The following is a 20,143-nucleotide window of genomic DNA, read 5'->3' on the forward strand; positions in this document are numbered from 1 at the left end:
GATCCGGAACTGAAAGAATGACAATGAAGAAAAAGTACCTGATCTGTTTGATGATATGCCTGTTGACTGGCTATGGAATGTTGCCCCAGCTGAAGGCCCAGGAGCTGAAGACCATCCATAAATACTATGTGGACAGCAATAATGGCCATGATGACCAATCCGGACAATCAGCAAAAAAGGCCTGGAAATCACTGGCAAAGGTGAATGCACAAGTCTTTAATCCCGGCGACCGGATTTTCTTTAAAAGAGGCGGACAGTGGGAGGGACAACTCTTGCCACAAGGATCAGGGACAACTGCGCAACCCATTATTTTTACAGCATATGGAAAAGGTGCTTTACCGGTTATCGCCGCAAAGGGGAAATTCAAAGATGCCGTATTGCTAAAGAACCTGAGCAATATTGCCTTGGAATACTTCGACATTTCAAACCTGGATACCCTGGTTAAACAACAAAAAACCGGTCCGGCAGGTGTTCGCGTTCTTGCAGAAAATATAGGGAAGATCACTAACATCCGTTTGTCTGGCTTATACATCCATGACATTAATGGCGACAATAAAAAAGGAAGCAACGAAGGCAATGGTATTTTCTGGGATTGCCAGGGGCCTACGCCGAGTAATATTGAAAACCTGCTGATTGAAAACTGTAAGCTGCTGCGGGTAGACCGCAACGGTATTCGTGGAAATGGGACTTTTGGTTTCAGAACGAACTGGTTTCCCAATAAGAACCTGATCATCCGGGGATGTATACTGGAAGACATCGGTGGAGACGGAATCGTGGTTAAAGCCTTTGACGGTTCCGTTGTGGAACACAATAAACTGTTTTACATCAGAACGAGGGCCAAAGACAATGCGGTTGGTATTTGGCCACACAGTAGTGACAATACCCTTATCCAATACAATGAGGTGGCTTATACCAAAAATCAGGATTGGTCTAACGACGGGCAGTCGTTTGATATTGATGGGAATTGTACCAATACCATCATTCAAAATAATTACAGTCATGATAACGAGGGTGGCTTTATGCTGGTGATCTCCGATGCCATCAATTCGAAAAGCAAAATGACTACTGGGAGCATCATCAGAAACAACCTGAGTGTGAACGACGGAAACAAGCGCAAGCGCCTCTTCAACTTCGCACTGGTTACCGATTCTACTTATATCAGCGGAAACCGTTTTTACAATCAGTCTGCGGATTCAGTGAAAATGGAATTAATAGACATCGAACATGGGGTTCCTAAAAATGTAGTTTTTGAAAACAATAGTTTTCATTACAGCGGGGCTTCAGTAGGGGTTTTTAATAAGTCTGATAAGCAATATGCTGCCTTAAAATGGATTGGGAATACGTTTAAAGGCAATATCCTTGGTAAGGAGAAGCTGCTAAATGTAACCGGAGAAAAGCTGAAGGATCAGTCGGAAAAAGGAAATAAATACCCCTGGAATTTTTTAAAAGAAACAGAAAAGAGAATGAATCGTAAACCATAAAAACAATATAAATCACCCTAAACTACAACCTATGAGAACCAAACTGTTAACGCTTTGCCTTTTACCGGCAACCTGTTTTATCGCGTGTAAAAAATCTGCTGTGGAAGGAGATACTCTTCCGGTGGAAACGCCCATTACCGATACAGTGTATACCAGTAACCAGACCAGAAACCTCAACTTAATTTACTTTGTTCCCAACGACCTTGATACGCTTCCTGCTTATGAGAAGCGTCTGAGTGAGCTGATGTTTTGGACGCAAAACTTTGTTAAAGACGAAATGCAGCGTAATGGTTATGGTGAGAAAACCTTCGGTCTCTTTGCAGATTCGCGGATTAACCGCGTTAAGATCATCACGATCAGAGGAACAAAGCCGAAAAGTGACTATGCTTATACCGGTGGTGCCGGAAACGTACAGGCAGAGATCAATGCTTATTTTACGGCGAATCCTTCGGAGAAAACAAGTGAGCATACCCTGGTTATTTTACCCCGATATTCCTTTAAACCTGATGGAACCCCAAGTGGTGGCCCGTTCTATGGTTTAGGGAAATGGTGTTTTGCCCTGGATTATGAAGGCATGGACATCAAAAATATGGGAAAAACAGATACGGAAGGAAATCGTTTCAGTGTGTGGTTTGGCGGAATGGTCCATGAACTTGGACATGGCCTCAACTTACCCCATAATTGTCAGAAGGTCTCTGAAAATGCCACTTTAGGAATGGCATTGATGTGGGCAGGAAACGGAACTTTAGGAAAATCTAAAACCTTTCTTACGGCTACAGACTGCGCGATCTTAAATGTGAACCAAATTTTTAACAATGATGCTAAAACCTATTATGGACCTGTAGTTTCATCGATAAACAAGATCTATGCAGATTATTCCGCAGACAAAAGCGCGATTGTGGTTTCCGGGAAATTCACCAGTGATACCAAAATAAACAGTGTGGTTTATTACAATGACCCGAATGTAAACAATGAGGGGACGGGTACGAATAAAGATTATAATGCCACCACCTGGGAATCTAAAACCATTGGAACAGATAGCTTTTATGTAGAGATGCCGATCTCCGAGTTTAAGTATAAAGATGCCAGTCCGTACGAGATGAAGGTGAAACTCGTTGCCGAAAACGGAACGGTTAAAGAAACGATCTATACCTATAAATTTGTCAACGGTTTACCTGTGTTAAGCTTCGGCTCAAAAAATGAGATCAGTAAAACGGGATGGACAATTGCGGCTTACAGCTCTCAGCAAACCACTGCTCCGGCAGCCAATGTGATCGATAAGAACTTAAGCACCGGATGGCACAGTCAGTGGTCAGTAGCACCAGCGGCATCTTATCCGCATTTCATTACCGTAGACTTAGGGCAGCAACAAACCGCAGATGGATTTACCATCCTGAATGCAGATCGCCGTGCAATAAAAGATGTAGACATTCTATATAGTGTTGATGGGGTTAACTTTCTTCCTCAGGCTACCTATGTGATCCCAAAACTGGGCTATACACAAAACTTTGCTTTCGCAGCACCCTTAACCTTCCGATACTTCAAAGTTCTGGCTAAATCCAGCTGGGATGGAGAGCAATTCGCACAATTCGCTGAAATAGGACTTTACAAAAATTAGTATAATGCATTATAAGAAAAACATCATTGTCACCATTCTTTTCCTTTTATTTCAACTGGCTGATAGTACGGCAAAACCTTTTAATCATGCGTCAAGCGGCAGGGAAACGATTCCGTTTAATAAGGACTGGCAGTTTTATTTTGCTTATAACTTTGAAAAAGACATAAAAAAAGAAACCGTTACCCTGCCCCATACCTGGAATGCAATGGAAGTGCTGAAAGGCGTTCCCGATTACAACAGGGCCTCGGCGATTTATGAGAATAAATTCAATGTGCTCCCGGGATGGACAGGGAAACGGCTGTTCCTATACTTTGAAGGCGCAAATAGCGTCGCAACGGTATTTGTAAATAATAAGTCTGTAGGAACGCATAAAGGCGGATATACCGCTTTTGCAATCGAAATTACCGATGCGGTAAAACCCGGGGAAAATAGCGTTACCGTTCAGGTGAGCAATGCTTACCGCCTGGATGTATTGCCTTTACATGGAGATTTTAATATTTATGGTGGGATTCATCGTCCGGTTTCTCTAATCCTGACAGCAAAGAACTGCATCAGTCCGCTGGACTATGGATCGTCAGGCGTTTATTTAAAGCAGAAGCAGGTTTCTAAAGCTTCTGCGGAAATTGAGGTGTTAACGAAATTATCCTTATCGGATGATGAGGCACTCAGTCTGAAAACAACCCTTCTGGATGGAAATAAAAAGGTCGTTTCTACCCTAACCAGTAACATCGGGAAGGACCAGAATCAGGAGCTGAGCCAATCTATAAAACTTTCAAATCCACATTTGTGGAATGGGAAAGCCGATCCTTATTTATACGAGGTTCGTGTGGAGTTATTGCAAAACGGACAGGTCATTGATCAGCGCTCTCAGCCTCTGGGTTTACGTTATTTTAGTGTAGACCCGGATAAAGGCTTTTTTCTGAATGGGAAATACCTGGACCTTTACGGGGCCGGAAGGCATGAAGATGTATCAGGAAAAGGATCTGCTTTAACTGATGAAGACCATGACCGGGATATGGAACTCATGAAAGAATTAGGTGCGACTGCAGCACGTTTAACGCATTATCCGCATAGCAAACATTTTTATGAACTCTGCGACAAGAATGGTATCGTCCTTTGGTCTGAGATCCCTTTTGTTGGTCCAGGTGGGTATACGGGGACAGGTTATGTGAAGGATGCTGAACTGGAAAGCAATATCAAACAAATGTTAAAAGAGCTGATCCGTCAGAATTACAACCATCCTTCGGTATGTTTCTGGGGATTGTTCAATGAATTGAAATTAAACTGGGACGATCCGCAACCTTTCATCAAAGAACTGAATACGCTGGCAAAACAGGAAGACCCAAGCCGTTTAACTACGTTGGCTTCCAATCTGGGAAAAAACTCATATACGGATCTTACCGATCTGATGGGTTGGAATCAATACTTTGGTTGGTATGGCGGCAAGTTTGACGAGGTAGGTGTATGGGCAGATGAAACCCACGCTGCGGTGCCGGGTAAATCGATCTCTATTAGTGAATACGGAGCAGGAGGGAGTCCCTTTAAGCATACGGAAGGTCTGATCCGACCAGAAGCAAAAGGTAATTTCCATCCGGAAGAATGGCAAACGGCCTTTCATGAGAAACATTGGGAGGAATTAAAAAAACGTCCTTTCTTATGGGGTAAGTTCATTTGGGTATTGGCTGATTTCGGTTCTGCGATCAGAACGGAAGGAGATGCGAACGGAATCAATGATAAAGGACTGGTTACCTACGACAGGAAAATCAAGAAAGACGCTTTCTATTTTTATAAGGCAAACTGGAACCCGGAACCGATGGTTTATATCGCAGAGCGAAGAAATACCAATCGCAGTAAAGCCCTGACTTCAGTGAAAGTCTTTAGCAATGTCGCCAACGCCGAACTTTGGGTAAAGGGAAAGCGGATTGGAAAGAAAGCGAAGAACGGATTGAATACCATGATTTGGGAGAACGTACAACTGAGTAAAGGAAACAATGATATTCTGGTAAAAACGAAGTATAAAGGAAAAGAACTTAGCGATAGCTGCGTTTGGATTCTGCAATAACCGCATAGATTTTTGCTTTTCGCAAGGCTGTGTCATGATTTATGATGCAGCCTTTTGCATTATCTGCTTCCTTAAGCTACAAAGTGGGGAGTATCTCTACAGTTAAATTAATCTCAAATTATGTAAAGTGCTGTTTGTCAGTGGGGTGCCAAACTAATGTTGTTGTGGCATCATTATTAAACATACCCTAAACGTAATTAACAAGAATATTAACTGAAATACAAAGAATATGAAAAAGATCATTTTATCAGCAGCATTTTTAGCTTTCGCAGGAATCTCAGCAGTAAACGCAAGTGAAGTAAAAACTCCGGTAGCAATTACCGTTAAACAAGATAGCACAACAAAAACTCCGGTTGAATTGAAAGATCTTCCTGAAGCAGTAAAAACAACGTTGCAAAGTGAACCAGTTAAAGCATGGACTCCGGTTGCAGCTTTCCTGGTAACTAACGCAGATAAAACTAAGCATTACCAGATTGATGTGAAAAAAGAAGCAGAAACAGCTTCCATCAAAATTGGTGAAGATGGTAAAGTGATTCAATAGGTTTTATTAACCAACTGTATGTTTACGAAAGGGCCGGAATAATTCCGGCCCTTTTTGTGCCGGGTGGGGCGACCAAGCCCATAGGAGGGATTCCCGGGCACAATTACAACAGCGTGTGTAAAGATTTTAACTGTTACCTCTTGAAGATGTCCTTTTTAGCTACGTAAAAGGTGTCAATCGCCTTTTTTTGAGGCAGATATGCCGTATTGTAAACAAGGTCAGTGCCCGTTTTATAATCGGTGATCCTGGTTAGGGTAGCATCCGGCTCAGTCACTTTTATCTTTTTCTTCTCTCCGGTCGTGGCCATATATTCAACTGTAGTAAATATGGCGGTGGGATCTACACTAAGCCAGTCAATGGTCAGTATTTTGCTGGTTGCATTGTATAATGTAGTAGTCGGGTTAAAAGCTCTGTTAATGATACCTGTTGCATAGTTATCTCCATAAATCGCACCGGCAACATTAACAGGAACAGAGATATTTCCTTTGTTGTCAAAGGTTCTGACTTCAAAATTTATCCCTCCTTCGGCCAGATTGTCGATGATGAGCCTTACCGTATCTACTCCGGTAGTTCTGACGACCGTTTTCTCTACCATATTTTGCTTGCCATTCCAGAATACCTGATATTTTACAATTTTTGGATCGGAAGTGAAAAGGCCATATACCATCGCTCTTTTATTGCCTGAAAAGACTTTGACAGAATCGAGAACCCCGGGATAAGATATTTCTTTGGTACCCTGGTATTGTTCCCGATAATCGTCGATTTTGGAGCAGGCACTGAATGCCATACCTACCAATAATGCGTAAATTATATTATTTTTCATTGGAATATATTTGTTTTTTAATGGTGATGAAGCGATCATGATCTTGGTATTCATTTCGTTGTGTGATCTGTAAGATCATGATGGTTTCATCTTTATTATTCTTTAATTACTTACTACCATAAACATCAATCTGTGCGGCCATAATGGCGAAATTGTTTTCCCAGTTGCGCAGCGATCTGATCCGCAGATATCTGTAACCTGGTAAACCCGGCTCAAATTCAGTACCCCATCCTTTTAAGGCATAAGCCAAATCTTCGGCGGTTTCTGTGCCCGATGGCAGACCCGATGGTTTGATGACGGCAGCGGTAGAGATTTTTGTCCAATTGTTATAACTGCCATCTGCGGTAGGGTTATTGGTTGCCCAGATTTCATAATCTCTTAGGTTGGCCCTGACATAGAATCTGTTTCCAGACTCCGTTCTGGGGAAGAAAACAAATCTGCTCAATGCCGTAGTGACCCCTAAATCTATCGTAATGGTTTGCGGACTGGTTGCACCCTCAGTCGTAAATGCCCGTGGCCATACTGCAGTTGTCGGATAGCTATCGTCCCAAAGCAGTCTTAGAACCGCTTCCGGATAGGCCGGTACTGCATCACCGGGCAAAGAAAACAGCGAAAACTTGTTCTTGTCGAGTTTTATTTCACTATAAGGTGTTAAATCCTGATATAAGGTGTCGGTATGGTTGCCAAAGCGGTCGGTGACTACAAAGCCATATTTGGAAAGCACAGGCTCCTGTCCACGTATCGTGACATTACCTATTGCCGTTTGTGAATAGATTTTATCCAATGTCTTTAGCGAACCCTCAGCGGTTTTGAGCATTGGTACAATTGTAATCGGCAATTTATCGGTGTTGCTGAATTTGATATTCGGACCGCCAAAACCCGCTACGATTTTTAAACTTTCGTAAACACTTTGAATGGGCGACTTTAATGGTTTTATTTTAATTGTTACTGGGTCTGATTTAACCTCACTTTTGCTGACTGCATATAAAGTGATCTCCCGCTCATCTGTAGCGTTAAACCCATCCACCAGCAGTTGGTTGGTATAGTAAGAACTAACCACTTCCCGTTTTACGCCCGGTCTGATTTCGTACTCCGCTTTGATGTAGGATAAGCCCTCGTTTGCCGGTAAGGTATAGGTTAACAAAGCGCTGCCACTTTTATTTTCTACCTTAATATTGGTAACGATTCCCGGTTTTTCTTTACTGTTTTCTATCGGGCCATTTAGGATGTCGCTTTTGCAACCAATCGTACTTGCTATTGTAATGAACAATAGCAGGTTGAAATTTTTTATAAGATGTTTCATTTCTATGAAGATTACCAACCTGGGTTTTGCACCAGGTTTTCGTTAACTAATAGCGTGTTTTCTGTGATCGGCCACAGGTAGTCTCTCGGACCTACAAAACGCTGACTAAAAAAGGTGAGCTGTCTGTAATATAATATGGAATTACTTTGCTGTATATCCCAGCCCTGTACGTTTCCATTTAATTCCAGGGAAGCCGTTTTCCAGCGTCTCAGATCCCAGAAGCGGCTCCCTTCCATTGCCAGTTCTATCGTTCGTTCCTGTCTGATAATGTTTCTCAGTCCGTCTTTGGTTTGGTATTTACCAGGATTGTTAGAATAGTTAGTCCATGCTTCCTGAATGGTCTTTAGGCCAGATCTCGCTCTGATCCTGTTGAGGTATTCGTAAGCCTCAGCTCCCGGACCGGAAAATTCATTTGATGCTTCGGCATAAAGTAAATACAGATCTGCTAAACGGAAGTTTGGCCATGGATACCGCTCCATACCGATACTGTTATTGTCGCCCCATGAAAATTTCCAGTTGACCAGTTTTTTGCAGAAATAACCAGTTGGCGGTAGGGGGGTACCCGAACTTGAACCTCCCAGTCTGGACTGTATGTTATAGGTGTTTTCATCTGTACGGGAAGGACTGCTTTCCTGATACCAGACACCACCATCAAATGATAAAGAGGCGTAAAAGCGATTTTCTCTGTCAAAATTGTACCGGGAGGAGGTATAACCCAGGATATTATTGAAGCGTTCTGCCTGTACCCCAACTCTTCGTTCAGATTTATCTCCGAATACAAAAGTTTTATCTTCATTAAGAGGAACACCATTCGAGGTATAAAACTGATCCGCCATTTTCATGGTTGCACCCACATCAGCAATCGCACCGGCATTCGCGCCTCTGCCGCTTCTTCCGTCAAAGTGACCTACAGTAATGAGTTGTAAAGTATTGGTGCTTGAACTTGAGTTTCCCCAGATCAACTCTGAGTTCTGCCATTTTTGACTCACTGCGTTGCGCAGGCTCATCTGTTTTTTTGTCGTATCCGATAAGGCGAACAAAGTACCTGGAAACTCATAAAGTTTGATGCCTGCACTTTCAGCGGCAGTTATAGCCGCTTTACTGGCCAACATTGCCCTTTCCCATTTTTTTGCGTCGTAGGCGGGATTAATTAATTGAACTCCTTTTTTATCCTTAAAGCCCGTGTAGTCGGTATTTCCGTTAAATAAAGGGCTGGCAGCCAATACCAATACACGTGCTTTCATCGCCAATGCTGCAGGTTTGGTGAGGCGGCCCAATTCGTTATTGGTATTTTGGATGATATCCGGCAAATGCAATGCAGCCAGATCTAAATATTTCACAATAAAATTGGTGACACTATCAACAGGCATCCTGCTTAGTTTCATATTTTCAATAGGCTCATCGATATTAGGACTTACGTCTACAGTAGGAATCGGACCATAAGCTCTCATCAAAATAAAATGGAAATAAGCTTTCAAAAATTGTCCTTCCGCTATCCATCTGTTTCTTTCATCTAAACCGATGTCCGGTACTTTGGTCATATCCTGCATGTTTTTAATAAAAACATTACAATCTCTGATCCCTCTAAACATAGACTTAGCACCGTTTGTCCCATCCCAGTAGTTGTAATAAGGATCTACCACATTTTGATTGCCTCTGGGAATGTTAGCGGCGAAGCTGTTGGAACGGCTGACAATTGGTGTGCACATTTCATCTCCACCTAAAAAGGCCGGATTAGTGGTGGTGTTGCCATCATCAGGGATATAAGAGTAGCAGGTAAAGAGGTATTTCTCTGCCTCCGCACGTAAGGTAAATGCATTTTCTATGCGGGGTAGATTATCAGGAGCTACTTCTAAATAGCTTTGCTTACAGGAGCTGATGACCAGAACTGTAATTACCAGGGATATGGATATGCGCATGATAGCGGCAAGTGGTGTTTTATGGTTGTGATTCGATGTTTTCATACTTTTTTACTTTAAAGGCCCAGTTTTAAACCAAAATTATATACCCTTTGCAATGGGTAGCCCAGACCGTTTCCAGCCATTTCTACTTCCCAGATTTTGAAGCTGCTGATCGAAAAGATATTCAATGCGCTTACATAGAATCTGGCACTGGATAAGCCGATTTTTTTTGCCAGTTTATCAGAAAGGTTGTAACCTATTTCCGCTTGTTTTAAGCGTAAAAAATCTCCCCTGCGCAACCACCAGCTGGAAGCCTGGGTATTGTTGCTGATGACTTCAGAACTTAACCTCGGCCAAAACGCATAGGCATTTCTATTGTCTTCACTCCAATGGTCTTTGGCAATTACATCTAATAAGCCCGATTGCGAGCCTCCGGCAGTAACGAATGGCGAGATACCGAGAACATTGCCGTTATCATCCCGTCTTGAACTTGGATCGATGAAAAAAGAGGAGCGGGCAGAGCCTTGAAAGAAGAAACTGAAATCGAACTGTTTTACTCCGAATGACCCCCCAAAACCATAAATGATTTCCGGTGCAGCTGGCAAGCCGATTGGAACAACATCAAGACTACTGATAATCCCGTCGCCGTTGATGTCTCTATATTTGATATCTCCGGCTTTGTATTCTCCAAAGTTTTGTTTTGGCGAGTTTCGTACTTCGGTGTCATCAGTAAACAAGCGCTCGGCAACGAGTCCATATAATTGATTCACCGATTGGTCTCTTTTACTCAGATGTTTTAAACTATTGTCGTAATTAGGCTCTTCGTTAAATAGCAATTTGCTTGCTGCATAGGTGAAGTTTGTATTTAATTTAATCCAGTAATCACGATTGAAGTTTTTGCTGTAGTTAAATGAAAAATCTATCCCCTGACTTGTGGCTTTGCCGATGTTTGCCCTTGGGTATACCAATCCACCGGTGGATGGATTAACGGTCTGTAAAGCAACTAAAGAAGGGATATTTGTCCGTTCTAGCAAAACACTGGTTCTGTTTTGTTTATAAGCTTCAATGACGATATTAAAATCGTTGAATAAGGTCGCTTCCAAACCCAGGTTGGTTTGTTCAGACCTTTCCCATGAAATCTCCGGGTTTGCAAAACGGTTGAGGACGATCCCAGGCCTGGTATAGTTATAGTTTTCACCAAAAGTGTATCCAGCTCCCAGGGAGTTCAGGTTTACTTCCGACAGGTAGAAGAAACGGTCTGCATCAGATCCGATCTGGTCGTTACCGATGATCCCATAACTTCCCCTAAGTTTTAAATTGGTCAGTATTTTCGAATTTTCCAGAAACTTCTCTTTGCTTAGGATCCAGGCCCCGCTGATCGCCGGAAAGAAACCATAACGTTTACCTGGTGCAAAACGCTCCGATCCGTTATAGCCAAAGGCAAAATCTACGATGTACTTGTCTTTAAAAGCATAGTTTAGCTGACCTAAAAAGTTCAGGTTCCGTTTGGGCAGAGAAAGCTGTAATGTCGTCGCATTGCCAGTCAATGATGAACGGATGGTGGTGATGACCCGACCGCCGATCGTATGTTTGTCGTTAAAAGTACGCTGATAATTAATTACGCCTTCTCCGTATACCACCTGGCTTACATTTTTAGCACCGGGTTCGTAAGTCAGGTATTCTGTTGGCTCGGCACCAATTTGTGGCTGGCCCGGGATGGCCTGGTTCAGCTGTGTTAAGGTCGTTCGCCCATCTAAGGTTCTCGACTGATAGAAAAACGGACTATATCTGCGGATTAACGTAAAATCAGCATCGCGCTGCGTAAAGCCCATTACACGGGCGGATAGTCCCGGGGTAATTTCTGCGAGGTCCTGGTTAATGGTAATCTGAGGGATCAACTGTGCCTTGTTGTATTGTTGAAAGCCGGAAACGGATTGTGCAAATGGGTTCGTATACAACAGGTTGGTCGAGTTTGGCAATAGGGCACTGCCAAATAAGGGATGTTGTACGTATGGCAGATAGCTCTGAGGGTATAATGCAGGAAAGGCAACCGGATTGCTTGCCGAAGCCAGCGTAAATATCCGGCTACCCCCGCCAACAGGAGAGTTGTTCGAATCAAAAATTCCACGTGCGCTAATCAGTGCCCGGGTAGTTTTGGTAAACCGGATGCTGACGTTAGACAACAGGGAATAAGTACGGGCCTTTACGTTGGTGTTGAAGCTGTTAAAAGAAGATTCTTTTAGCAAACCATTATTCTCATCGTAGGTTAAGCTGACATAGAAATTGGATTTTTCATTTCCACCACTCACATCCACATTTGCCGCGTAGTTATGCGTATAGTCTTTGATTAACAGATCGACCCAATTGTTGTTGGGAAATAAGACTGGGTCGCGCCCAGCTATCGTGTTGTCAATTTTATTGGGGTCGTAAGGTGTCCGGCCCAAGGGGTCGCGTGTCAAAATAGCTTCATTGGCCAAATGCATGTAAGTAATGTTGTCGGCCAGTTTGTAGCTTTTTGTATTTCCTGAAATTCGGTTCTCTACCCGTAAATTTATCCTGGTTTTACCTTCTGTACCTGTTTTTGTGGTCAGGAGCATCACCCCGTTGGCACCTCTTGAACCATAAAGTGCTGTAGCTGCCGCATCTTTCAATACCGAAAAGTTGTCAATGTTATCAGGCTGTAACCGTGCGAGATCATTGGGCGAACTTTCAATGCCATCAATATAGATTAACGGATCCTGCTTACCTGCTCCAAAAGTGCCAACACCCCTGATGAAGAAATTGGCATTGTCCTGTCCCGGTTCACCACTGCGCTGAAAGGCGATTACCCCTGGTACCCTACCGGCCAGTGTGGTGGTCAGGTTACTGGTTGGACCTTTTAGATCTTTGGCACTAATTGTCGTTACAGCACCAGTTAGCGAGGTTTTCTTCTGGCTTCCAAAGGCAACCACCACCACCTCGTCCATGGTGTTCTTTTCGTCTGCCAGCAAAACAACATTCAGGCTGGTAGAATCTTTAAGGGATAGTTCCAAGGTCTTGTAACCAACAAAGCTGAACCGTAATCTGGCTACAGCCGGATTGCTGACTTCAATGGAGAAGTTCCCGGAGTTGTCTGTGGAGGTAAACTTGTTTTGACCAATCAGGCCAATGTTTACCCCGGCTAATGCTTCTTGTTCTGCATTTCTAACTGTTCCCTTGATGAGTTTCTTTTGCTGAGCAAAAGCAAACAGGGAAAACAGAGAAATTACAAATAAGAGTAGTGTTTTTTTCATACCTATAGGTTTAAATAAATTGTAAATACCACATAGCTTCGCCCGTACTCATAAGAGGTTGTTCTTATAAGTTGCTGTTAATAAGTTGATTAATGCCTTGGTTTGAGCGGGGCGTTAAATAATCATCAGGAATGTTCTATTTACGACAAGAAAAATTCGGCTGATTTACGTTCTTATCAAAAGGTTTCAATAATATGGTTCGGTTTGTTTTGGTAATGTAAATTTATAGGGAAGATCAGCTGCTTAATAAAACTTTCTTTGTAAAAAGTAAAAGCATTTTACCCGATTGTGCGGATTTCTGTCGAATACGATTAATTTAATTTAATATTTGCCGGATAACGTCAACCAATTATGAGATCTGAACTGATTAAAGTAGATCCTACCGGCCATAAGACTATAAGGATCAAGCAACTCGATACCAATAATCTGATATCCTCCTTTCATTTTCATGATTTGTGTGAATTGGTATGGATAGAAAAAAGCTATGAAAAGCGGATTGTAGGAGATCATATTGGCAATTTTGAGGACAATGACCTGGTGCTGATGAGCCCAAACCTGCCCCACATCTGGCAAAATGACAGAACTTATTTAAATGCGGATAAAAGGGTAAAATCAACCGTTATTTACTTTCCTCCTGATTTTCTGTTTGCTTTGACCGACGATCAGAATACATTGGCGCAAACAAAAAGCTTGCTGGAGCGGGCGTCCAGAGGGTTGGCTTTTCATGGGGAAACGAACCTGAAAGTAAAAGCGTTCCTTAAGGAAATCCCAGATAAGGAAGGGATCGATAAAATTATAACCGTTCTAAAAGTCATAGATATCCTGTCGCAATCTAATGATTACGAATACTTAGCCAGTGTTGCCTTTAAAAATCAATATGATGAGAAGGACAACGACAGGATCAATAAAGTATACCGGTTTATCATGCAGAATTTTCAGCGTAATATTCATTTGAAGGAAGTGGCCGATCTCTGCAATATGACGACTAACTCCTTTTGCCGGTTTTTTAAAGGCCGTTCACAGAAATCTTTAACGCAGTTTATCAATGAAATCAGAATAGGGCATGCCTGTAAGCTATTGCAGAACGTTGACCTTTCTATTGCAGATGTCTGTTTCTCCAGCGGCTATAATAACCTGACCAATTTTAATAAGTTTTTTAAGGAGATAAAAGAAATGAAACCATCAGAATACCGGGCTAAATTAAAAGGCTAAAGGTAATGGCATTTTTTGTTTTCCTGTTTTCGTTAAAATAGTTTAAGTATCAGATAGATGAGTTGTAGTTTTCCGCTGAGTATTGAACTAGATTCGATTACCGGTCAAATTAAATTTATTAAATGTTTTTTATTATCAAACCTTCCTAAAATTAAACAAAATGAAAAAATTAAAGTTGAAGATGACTGGCCTTAAGGCCGATGTTTTAACAAGAGCACAATTAAAGGCTGTAATGGGTGGCCAGCAAGCTGGTAGCGGAGATTGTGGCGGGAAATGTGGAGGTGCTGTAGGCTGCGGCACGGGTTGTAAGTGTAGCAACACGGATTTTGGTCTCTGTGTGTCTGAGTAGTAAAAGACGGTTACAATAATGCAAAAAGAGGCTGTTTTTATCGCATAAGACAGCCTCTTTAGTTTAGTAGATACACCTATCCCCTACGAATGTTTTTACAGCCTGGTTTTAAAATCCCAAATCATACGAAAGTTCCCGTATATGTTTGTAACTGTACCGAAACCGATGAAGATTATCTTGGTATCAGCGAACGTTTTAGTAATCTAAATGAATTTTTGTTGCAGGCTGTTGATGGAGAAGAGCAGATAAACCAGGAGTTGCGGTTGTTGCAGAGTCTGAAAAATGCGGTTAACTGTGCAAAAAATGCTGATCAGAAATTTATGGTGGTTTGCAATACCAGCCATTATTTTACAAAAGAATATTCATTTGAAGCATTCATTGATCACATTAGGGAGGGGGAGCTCAGCCTAGCAGATTTTTTAACAGGTGGCCTGAGATGGTTTAATTCGGCATTTCAGGTTACTGATAACTTATATTGGATAGATAGTTTTTCCGGTGTGCATTTTCTGGTCATATATCAAAGAAGCTATCAGAAAATATTAGAGGTCATGTTAAATGGGGATCAGGATGTCCATACGGTACTTTCTTCCGTTTCGCAAAATAAGCTTATGATACATCCCTTTGTTTCTGTACAAGAAGATGTACCAGTTGCATTGATGGATCATATCGTGGATAGCGCTGTGGCAAAGGTGTTTTTTAATGCCAATCAGCTATTGCATACCTTAAATGACATCGCTGTGTTTTATAGAGAACATCAGGCCATAGCAGATTTATCTACTTTACAAGAGCAAATTGTGATACCCACTTATATTATCAATTTATCAGAACGACCGGAGCGGTTAGCCCATATTAAACAACAGTTTAAAGACCGAAAAGAGTTCATGACAACAATTGTAGAAGCCTGTGTTCATGAAATTGGTGCGGTTGGGCTTTGGAAAAGCATCAGAAAAATAATAAAAATCGCAATTGAGAATGACGATGACGTTATCGTGATCTGCGAAGACGATCACGAGTTTACCCCGCAATACACCCGCGACTATTTCCTGAAAAATGTTTTAGAAGCCTATAGTCAGGGTACTGATTATTTGAACGGTGGAATCGCGGCGTTTGAAAATTGCGTATTGGTAGGGCAGAACAGATTTTGGACGGATAGGCCAACCTGTACCCAGTTTATCGTGATTTACGGCTCTTTTTTCCAAAAAATTTTAGACGCTCCATATGACGATACTGTACTGGCAGATGCAATGCTGGCTAATTTGACGGCTAATAAGATCGCTCTTCATCCTTTCATTTCTACCCAACGGGATTTTGGTTATTCAGATATCACCGCCTTGTTTGATAATAATAAGGGTACTGTTGGACGAATGTTTAGTGATTGTGACCGCAAATTTAGCAGAATAAGGGCAGCTTATCACAGGTATCATAAAAGTAATGCTATGAATTAAACGGCAGTTTATAATAATCAATCTTTATTCCTGGTTTTATGATGAGATTTAATATTAAAATTTACCTTACTATCGGCTTACTGGGGTTCAGCGCTCCGTGTCTTTTTGCACAAAAAAAGCAACCGGACAGTGTCGCCCTTAGCCCCTTCTTTCCATTAAATGTTGGATATGCGCTTGATAGCAACGCTACGAAAGATATCAAAAGAATAAGTATTGATGTCGAAATTAAGACACAAATACCAGATGATTACCATTATTGCATTTCCGCATTAAACGCGGCTTTTAATGGAAAAAAATTTCATACCGGGCTTGCAACCCATACTAATGGTATCCCTGTTAAAATCAAAAATGCTAAAGATACGGTGTTTGGACAAGGGGCGGTATTTACCAGGTGGTTCGAAGGCGATACGAACCTGATCGCAACGAAGGGCTTTACAGAAAGCCGTTCTAATTCCTATATCAGCATCAGAAATAAAGCGATATGGAATAAAGGCAGGTACCGAATCACACTTTACAAATCCGGCTACAAAAAAGGCAAGCCCATTCCCGGCCAAAATTTAAAATATAACGATCAATATCCCTTAACGGTCTATGAACATAGCTGGATAACAATGACGGTTGAAAATTTAGATACCCGTAAAAAATGGGTGATCGGATCAATGGCTTTTCCGGGGAAAAAAATAGATATGGACCCACGATTTGAAATCTTTCTGGAGCAGTATGGAGCGGCAATAAATTATGGTGCAAAAAACCGTGCGCTCGATAAGCCGATCATTTACTACAAAGACCTGCCAAAAATAGAACTTATCATAGGTAATGTAACGATTGATGGTGAAAAACAGCAATTAGAAAAAGTTAACCTTAGGGTTCGCAAGCCTGAAATTAATATTGCCAGGGAAGTATTTAATGCCGGCAAAAACGAAATATGGTTTGAAACCGGGGAACTGCAGGAACCGGTCAGTGGATCAAAAATAAAACCCTAAAGAAGGTTTTGATCGAAAAATAAATGATCCGGTAAACTATAAATTAAGATGCAGCAGAAAATTAATACCTACATCATCAACCTGGCAAAGCGTACCGACCGCAAAGCTCATATTTTAGGTCAGTTTAAACATAGACCAGAGTTTAATGTACAACTGGTTAAAGCCATACTGCATGAAAATGGTGCCTTAGGTTTATGGCAAACTGTGGTACATATTATTAGGGACCTCGTGCCACAAGAAGACGATTATATTTTAATATGTGAGGATGATCATCAATTTACTGATGCTTATCACAAAGAAATCCTTTTTAATGAGATCGCAAATGCGCAAAAGAAAGGCGCTGATGTTTTATTGGGAGGGGTAAGCTGGTTTGCGGATGCTTTGCAAATAAAAGATAATTTGTTTTGGGTAGATAAATTCAATGCTACACAGTTTTTGATTGTTTTTCAAGGCTTTTATACGAAGCTTTTAGAAGCTGAATCTATTCCGGGGTATACAGCAGATCAAATAATATATGAGCGAAGTGAAAACAAATTTTTAATCTATCCCTTTATTTCTACCCAGAAAGAGTTTGGCTATTCTGATGCAACGATTAAAAATAATAAAGAAGGTTATGTAACCGAAATTTTTGAAACCAGTGATATTGTTTTATCACATATCGTAAAGGTTGCTGAGTATTACCGTTAATTCAATAACATGAATGAAGAACTGGAGAATTTAGTGATACCCACTTATGTGATTAATTTAAAAGAGCGTTCTGAACGCAGAGCGCATATTTTAAAAGAATTTGTAAAGGAAACAGCATTTGATGTTAAAGTAATCGAGGCTTGTAAACATGAAATCGGCGCTATAGGGTTATGGCAGAGCATGATAAAAATCATTCACATCGCCATGCAAAATGATGATGATGTGATCATCATTTGTGAGGATGATCATGAATTTACCGAATACTACAATAAAGAGTATTTGCTGAATAATGTGATAGCAGCACATGAGCAGGGTGTAGAGATTCTATCCGGAGGTGTAGGGCATTTTGGTTATGCAGTGCCGTTAACTGCTAATCGGTATTGGATAAACCCTTTTCAGTCTACCCAGTTTATCGTGCTCTACAAAAGTGTTTTTCCGAAAATGTTGGCCTATGAATTTAAAAAAGATGATGTGGCAGATTTGGTGTTGGCGGGATTAACCAGTCACAAAATGGTTTTGTATCCTTTTATCTCCAGACAAAAGGACTTTGGCTATTCGGATATCACAACGGTGCACAATGCACAGCCCGGTTTGGTCCAAAAGATGTTTGCCCGTACCGAAGAGCGGTTGGAGAAACTTCAGCAGGCTTATGTGAAATACTTTACTTAAAAATATCAAAAGTCCGGGTGTTTACACTCCCCATCTGTAATTAGAAAATTAACTGAATAAAATATGCCGTTTGAAATAGATAAAAAGGGACGTTGGTTAAACCCTTCCTTAGAAGGCCATTGTTTTGACAGAAAGCTTGCGCTGGCTTTAGCTCGTTTTCTTAAAAAAAATGGGCAGCATCACATTGTTGATTTAGGCTGTGGCCCGGGCTGGTATGTGAAAATATTAAGAGAAAAAGGCTTAACAGCAACAGGTTATGATGGGAATCCATATACTTCAGATATCACCGCACAAATACTGGCGGATGGTACCTGTTGCGAACAGTTAGATTTAAGCAGGCCTGTGCGGTTTGATCAGAGATTTGATACTGTGTTGAGCCTGGAAGTTGGGGAGCATATTCCTGAAAAGTATGAACAGATATATTTAGATAATCTGGCAAAAAATGTGACTCAGTATGTGATATTAAGCTGGGCGATAGTTGGGCAGAGTGGCAGGGGCCATGTTAATTGCAGGAATAATGAATATGTAATTTCGCAAATGCAAAAAAGAGGCTTTTTTTTTGATAAAAAAGTAAGTGCTTATTTTAGAGAAAGGGCCACGTTGCCATGGTTTAAAAATACGGTCATGGTATTTATCAGGTCGCATGATCAATGAATTGTTTGTCTACAGGTATAGCCCTGACTCTGCATCTCGGTAGCAATGAAGCGATGGTACTGCTCCATATCCAGTGGATAATCCCAGCAGCCCATTCTGTGGTACAGTTCGCCACCAAAACCCGTTTTAAACTTATACAGCCCATGAAGCGGGTGGGAGGGATCAGGGTTTGGCGCTACACCGAACAGATCGTACTCTGTACATCCTCTGTTTTTGGCAATCTTCATTGCTTCCCACTGCAGGGCATAAGTAGCCATGTAATTTCTGTTGCTGGATGAAGAAGCACCATATAGATAGGTTCCTCTTTGACCCGAGATGACCAGGAACATGGCAGCCAGAGGTTGCCCTTCTGTTTCTGCCAGCAACAGCTCAACCTCAGCAGGTGAGGAAGTATCTTCTGCGCGCGCAGAAAGCACGGTTCTGAAATATTCAATATCGTTGATGTGAATGCGGTTCCGTAAGGCTGTTTCCTGATATAAGGCATACCAGATGTGCAGGTTTTCCATGCCTACCTTACTCACGGTAACCCCTTTTCTATAGGATAGATTAATGTTATACCGTGTTTTTGCCTTCATTGAACTCAACAGGGTATCTTCTTCCTGCTGCAAATCCAGAAATATGGTGTTTGAAGGCAGGATATCTGAATTGGTTTTTTTAAGGTTCCAGTTCTCGGTGTTGAAGTTAAACCGAAACTCCTGATATTTCTTTTCTGGTGGGCCGATCCAGTTTCCGGAAGGGTCAAAGTTATCTTCTTCTTTTGCCCAATGGGATTCCCAGGCCAGGTCATACCTGATTAAGATGCATTTTGAAGGAAGATGGGAGCGGAGGTTTTCCGACAATTCTTCCAGGAACTTTCCCTGGTATTCTTCATTGGGTTCTATTTCCGGGCCATAAGGGACATAAGCAATGCTATATTCACTGTCCAGGGGTTGGAGCAATACCAGAAAATCAGCCTGGGTAAACTTGTTTTTTAAAGCATCATGGTAGATGTCTTCGTTTTTCACTTTGAAGTCAAATGCTTTAGATTGGAGGCCTTGCTGGGTTTTTACTTCCGACCAGAATGCCGTTTGCTGAATGATTGAAGTCTCATAAACTTCTTTAATGTCTTTTTTATTAATAGCTATATTCATTATTTTTCCTTTC

At 41.5% G+C, this 20,143-nt stretch carries 15 protein-coding genes; 10 read left to right on the forward strand and 5 right to left on the reverse strand.

The features are described 5' to 3' along the window. Positions 1 to 23 precede the first annotated feature (23 nt). The 4 genes from BLQ87_RS31445 (at position 24) to BLQ87_RS31460 (ending at position 5,702) form a co-directional block, all read left to right on the forward strand. Positions 24 to 1,481: a right-handed parallel beta-helix repeat-containing protein gene (locus tag BLQ87_RS31445; RefSeq protein WP_074612868.1), complete on the forward strand. Its 1,458-nt coding sequence runs from the start codon at positions 24 to 26 to the stop codon at positions 1,479 to 1,481. 31 nt (positions 1,482 to 1,512) lie between these two features. Further along, positions 1,513 to 3,099, forward strand: a complete 1,587-nt coding sequence (locus BLQ87_RS31450) for a discoidin domain-containing protein (protein ID WP_074612869.1) — start codon at positions 1,513 to 1,515, stop codon at positions 3,097 to 3,099. A gap of 4 nt (positions 3,100 to 3,103) precedes the next feature. After that, on the forward strand, positions 3,104 to 5,161 hold the full coding sequence (locus BLQ87_RS31455) for a glycoside hydrolase family 2 protein (protein WP_074612870.1): 2,058 nt from the start codon (positions 3,104 to 3,106) through the stop codon (positions 5,159 to 5,161). 229 nt (positions 5,162 to 5,390) lie between these two features. Then, a complete protein-coding gene (locus BLQ87_RS31460; protein ID WP_074612871.1) occupies positions 5,391 to 5,702 on the forward strand; it encodes a hypothetical protein in 312 nt (103 codons plus the stop codon). Between the two features lie 133 nt (positions 5,703 to 5,835). Here BLQ87_RS31460 and BLQ87_RS31465 read toward each other — a convergent pair whose 3' ends face one another. The 4 genes from BLQ87_RS31465 to BLQ87_RS31480 form a co-directional block, all read right to left on the reverse strand. Continuing rightward, complete coding sequence (locus BLQ87_RS31465; protein ID WP_172665005.1) at positions 5,836 to 6,525, reverse strand: DUF4998 domain-containing protein; 690 nt, start codon at positions 6,523 to 6,525, stop codon at positions 5,836 to 5,838. A 106-nt stretch (positions 6,526 to 6,631) separates the two neighbouring features. Continuing rightward, positions 6,632 to 7,828: a DUF5000 domain-containing lipoprotein gene (locus tag BLQ87_RS31470; RefSeq protein ID WP_074612921.1), complete on the reverse strand. Its 1,197-nt coding sequence runs from the start codon at positions 7,826 to 7,828 to the stop codon at positions 6,632 to 6,634. Positions 7,829 to 7,839: 11 nt separating this feature from the next. After that, on the reverse strand, positions 7,840 to 9,792 hold the full coding sequence (locus BLQ87_RS31475; protein ID WP_216857895.1) for a RagB/SusD family nutrient uptake outer membrane protein: 1,953 nt from the start codon (positions 9,790 to 9,792) through the stop codon (positions 7,840 to 7,842). Positions 9,793 to 9,803: 11 nt separating this feature from the next. After that, on the reverse strand, positions 9,804 to 13,001 hold the full coding sequence (locus BLQ87_RS31480; protein WP_083362165.1) for a SusC/RagA family TonB-linked outer membrane protein: 3,198 nt from the start codon (positions 12,999 to 13,001) through the stop codon (positions 9,804 to 9,806). A gap of 351 nt (positions 13,002 to 13,352) precedes the next feature. On the opposite strand from BLQ87_RS31480, the gene BLQ87_RS31485 reads away from it, so the two are divergent. The 6 genes from BLQ87_RS31485 (at position 13,353) to BLQ87_RS31515 (ending at position 19,000) form a co-directional block, all read left to right on the forward strand. After that, a complete protein-coding gene (locus BLQ87_RS31485) occupies positions 13,353 to 14,213 on the forward strand; it encodes an AraC family transcriptional regulator (RefSeq protein ID WP_074612873.1) in 861 nt (286 codons plus the stop codon). A 438-nt stretch (positions 14,214 to 14,651) separates the two neighbouring features. Then, positions 14,652 to 16,007: a glycosyltransferase family 25 protein gene (locus BLQ87_RS33395; RefSeq protein ID WP_083362166.1), complete on the forward strand. Its 1,356-nt coding sequence runs from the start codon at positions 14,652 to 14,654 to the stop codon at positions 16,005 to 16,007. Positions 16,008 to 16,045: 38 nt separating this feature from the next. After that, on the forward strand, positions 16,046 to 16,990 hold the full coding sequence (locus BLQ87_RS31500) for a hypothetical protein (RefSeq protein ID WP_143010614.1): 945 nt from the start codon (positions 16,046 to 16,048) through the stop codon (positions 16,988 to 16,990). Between the two features lie 48 nt (positions 16,991 to 17,038). Continuing rightward, on the forward strand, positions 17,039 to 17,677 hold the full coding sequence (locus tag BLQ87_RS31505) for a glycosyltransferase family 25 protein (RefSeq protein ID WP_074612876.1): 639 nt from the start codon (positions 17,039 to 17,041) through the stop codon (positions 17,675 to 17,677). Positions 17,678 to 17,686: 9 nt separating this feature from the next. Continuing rightward, positions 17,687 to 18,346: a glycosyltransferase family 25 protein gene (locus BLQ87_RS31510; RefSeq protein ID WP_074612877.1), complete on the forward strand. Its 660-nt coding sequence runs from the start codon at positions 17,687 to 17,689 to the stop codon at positions 18,344 to 18,346. A gap of 63 nt (positions 18,347 to 18,409) precedes the next feature. After that, positions 18,410 to 19,000, forward strand: a complete 591-nt coding sequence (locus BLQ87_RS31515; protein WP_074612878.1) for a class I SAM-dependent methyltransferase — start codon at positions 18,410 to 18,412, stop codon at positions 18,998 to 19,000. Here the strand turns inward: BLQ87_RS31515 and BLQ87_RS31520 are convergent. Then, complete coding sequence (locus tag BLQ87_RS31520) at positions 18,994 to 20,130, reverse strand: lipid II:glycine glycyltransferase FemX (RefSeq protein WP_074612879.1); 1,137 nt, start codon at positions 20,128 to 20,130, stop codon at positions 18,994 to 18,996. The two genes, BLQ87_RS31515 and BLQ87_RS31520, sit on opposite strands and share 7 nt — an antisense overlap. Positions 20,131 to 20,143: the final 13 nt, after the last annotated feature.

The sequence above is a fragment of the Pedobacter steynii genome (assembly GCF_900103665.1).
Lineage (GTDB): Bacteria > Bacteroidota > Bacteroidia > Sphingobacteriales > Sphingobacteriaceae > Pedobacter > Pedobacter steynii.

What these genes read in the sequence shown, in the direction of transcription:
- BLQ87_RS31445 (WP_074612868.1), top strand. Translation starts at nt 24, where the DNA reads ATGAAGAAAAAGTACCTGATCTGTTTGATGATATGCCTGTTGACTGGC.
- BLQ87_RS31450 (WP_074612869.1), top strand. Translation starts at nt 1,513, where the DNA reads ATGAGAACCAAACTGTTAACGCTTTGCCTTTTACCGGCAACCTGTTTT.
- BLQ87_RS31455 (WP_074612870.1), top strand. Translation starts at nt 3,104, where the DNA reads ATGCATTATAAGAAAAACATCATTGTCACCATTCTTTTCCTTTTATTT.
- BLQ87_RS31460 (WP_074612871.1), top strand. Translation starts at nt 5,391, where the DNA reads ATGAAAAAGATCATTTTATCAGCAGCATTTTTAGCTTTCGCAGGAATC.
- BLQ87_RS31465 (WP_172665005.1), bottom strand. Translation starts at nt 6,525, where the DNA reads ATGAAAAATAATATAATTTACGCATTATTGGTAGGTATGGCATTCAGT.
- BLQ87_RS31470 (WP_074612921.1), bottom strand. Translation starts at nt 7,828, where the DNA reads ATGAAACATCTTATAAAAAATTTCAACCTGCTATTGTTCATTACAATA.
- BLQ87_RS31475 (WP_216857895.1), bottom strand. Translation starts at nt 9,792, where the DNA reads ATGAAAACATCGAATCACAACCATAAAACACCACTTGCCGCTATCATG.
- BLQ87_RS31480 (WP_083362165.1), bottom strand. Translation starts at nt 13,001, where the DNA reads ATGAAAAAAACACTACTCTTATTTGTAATTTCTCTGTTTTCCCTGTTT.
- BLQ87_RS31485 (WP_074612873.1), top strand. Translation starts at nt 13,353, where the DNA reads ATGAGATCTGAACTGATTAAAGTAGATCCTACCGGCCATAAGACTATA.
- BLQ87_RS33395 (WP_083362166.1), top strand. Translation starts at nt 14,652, where the DNA reads ATGTTTTTACAGCCTGGTTTTAAAATCCCAAATCATACGAAAGTTCCC.
- BLQ87_RS31500 (WP_143010614.1), top strand. Translation starts at nt 16,046, where the DNA reads ATGATGAGATTTAATATTAAAATTTACCTTACTATCGGCTTACTGGGG.
- BLQ87_RS31505 (WP_074612876.1), top strand. Translation starts at nt 17,039, where the DNA reads ATGCAGCAGAAAATTAATACCTACATCATCAACCTGGCAAAGCGTACC.
- BLQ87_RS31510 (WP_074612877.1), top strand. Translation starts at nt 17,687, where the DNA reads ATGAATGAAGAACTGGAGAATTTAGTGATACCCACTTATGTGATTAAT.
- BLQ87_RS31515 (WP_074612878.1), top strand. Translation starts at nt 18,410, where the DNA reads ATGCCGTTTGAAATAGATAAAAAGGGACGTTGGTTAAACCCTTCCTTA.
- BLQ87_RS31520 (WP_074612879.1), bottom strand. Translation starts at nt 20,130, where the DNA reads ATGAATATAGCTATTAATAAAAAAGACATTAAAGAAGTTTATGAGACT.